At 42.1% G+C, this 2,097-nt stretch carries 1 protein-coding gene; it reads left to right on the top strand.

Features of this window, described 5'->3' with window-relative positions; genetic code table 11:
• The first annotated feature begins 367 nt into the window (after positions 1-367).
• Positions 368-1,909: a DUF3360 family protein gene (locus AACQ17_RS09535; protein ID WP_094145333.1), complete on the top strand. Its 1,542-nt coding sequence runs from the start codon at positions 368-370 to the stop codon at positions 1,907-1,909.
• The last annotated feature ends 188 nt before the right edge of the window (positions 1,910-2,097 follow it).

Here is a 2,097-nt window from a genome sequence, read left to right as displayed (position 1 = left end):
GTATAAAGTACACCTAGATTCATAAGATATTTAAGGTCATTAATATCATTGAAACTCTTTTACAAACATCACAATGTGAAAACTTATTTCAAGCAAGTAACGGCTCAACCCCCCGTTTTCATTAGGCTGCTGTAGTTTTCTTTCACATTTATTCTTAAAGTGATCAAGATCAATCACCCTAAAGGATAAGCAAGCTAAACTCGCGAGCAAAGATAAGGTTGTATAAATAACCACACTCTCTTTTTTAGTTGTTGTTATGCAAGCACATATGAGATGTGCTACATATTCAATTAAAAACATTACCGCTTCTTCGCGGATTACTAGGATTCAGTACGAATTACTAACTTTTAAAAAATATGAGGAATCTATGCCAGACGTAGTCAACAATGAGCGCTCAGAAATCGAGACGAAAAGCTATAAAGAGCTGCATCGTCCAGCATCTGAGTTTGCAAGCCGTTCAGATTACCTAGACCACGAACTGCAAATCATGAAGCCCCGTCGCTTTGGTTTGAACTTACCTGGTCGTGACTTCCGTTTTGAACTTGAAGATTTTGTACCAGCCATCGCGGGCACAATCGGCATCATCGCCATGTACTCAGCGGTAATGATGTCTTGGGCTGATGGCCTAACCCAAGCATGGGATCACATTCATCTAGGTAAAGACTTCGCGATTGAAGTTGCACGTGTAGAGATGTTATTTCCTGCCCTCTTCTTCTGTGTTATTGCCTCTGGCTTCTTAAACCCAAAAGCCAACTTAGCTGGCAACCATGGCCCAATGATCCCTCTTATCGGCTCAATCGCATTAGCCGGTGCACACCCTTTGGCATTGGCAATTTTGCTTGGCGTTTTTGGTCTTCTCTTAAGTTACTTTAAAGGAGGCTCGAAACTGGTCAATCTAACCTCCGAGGGAACCGCAGGCGGGTTGCTTATCTTCCTCGGCTTTACCGGAACAATGAGCCAAATTGGTTCTATCCAAACTTGGGCTACCAGTTTGCAATCGGTCGATGTCGCCGCAGGCAGCTTAGGTTACGTTGGCCTAGTGGTTTTAGGTGTCAATATTGTGCTGTATGCATTTCTTGCAAAAATCAACATGCGTTGGTTAGCAATTCCTGTCTGTGCAATGACTGGGCTTGCGATTGCGCTTTTATTCGGTACTGGCTTTGATCTTCAATTTGAAACTCAAATGGGCTTACCTAACCTTAACCCTGTTTACTGGTGGGGCTCAACCACTGAAGGTTGGATGCTTGGTTTGCCAACAGTAGAACACTTTATCGCCTCATTGCCCTTTGCTATTTTGGCGGTTGCGATGTGGTCACCAGATTTCCTTGGTCACCGAATTTTCCAAGAATTGAACTATCCGAAGAGAACTGAAAAAGTACTGATGGATGTTGATGACACAATGACCATGTGTTCAATTCGTCAAATGGTAGGTACAGCACTTGGTGGTGGTAATATCACATCGTCATGGGGAACGTATATGATCCCAGCGGCGATTGCTAAACGCCCAATTCCTGGTGGTGCCATCATCTTAGGTTTATTGGTCATGACTATTGCTATCCTTGGCTTCCCTATGGACGTAGCGGTTTGGCCTCCAGTGATGCGTATTGCTCTATTAGTAGGGGTATTTCTTCCTTTACTAGAAGCGGGTATGCAAATGGTAAGAAACACAAAAGATTCACAAGCAGCGGGCATCTGTATCTTTGGTAGCGCTGTGGTGAACCCTGTTCTAGCGTGGGCATTGACCATGCTACTCGATAACAATGGCCTAATTGGCGACAAAGAACGTGCATCAAAGCTGTCTTTTATCGACAAAATCATCATTCCAGGTGGTGTGCTGATCATCTGTTTAATTGCTATGCTTGCGGTTGGTATGCTTGAAAACCAATACGGTTTAAAAGCTTGGCTATAATGAGCTTGGACTAATACGAATTTGGGTAGTGCTCGCACTACCCAAACTTTATTTGAAAAATTTAACTTTTATTGATTTAGTTTAAGGTTTGCAAAAAAATTTTAGTCTAATCTTGCATTCAAGGCTTAAAAGCACAATATCTATATTCAGATAATTGAATAGTGTGAATATAGATATTGTATTAATAG

It is taken from the genome of Vibrio sp. V10_P2A27P122 (assembly GCF_963874335.1).
GTDB classification, from domain to species: domain Bacteria; phylum Pseudomonadota; class Gammaproteobacteria; order Enterobacterales; family Vibrionaceae; genus Vibrio; species Vibrio anguillarum.
Note: the sequence above shows the minus strand (reverse complement) of the source record. Positions and strands in the feature narration are given on the sequence as shown.

Coding starts and splice junctions, on each gene's coding strand:
- AACQ17_RS09535 (WP_094145333.1), top strand. CDS start 368: ATGCCAGACGTAGTCAACAATGAGCGCTCAGAAATCGAGACGAAAAGC.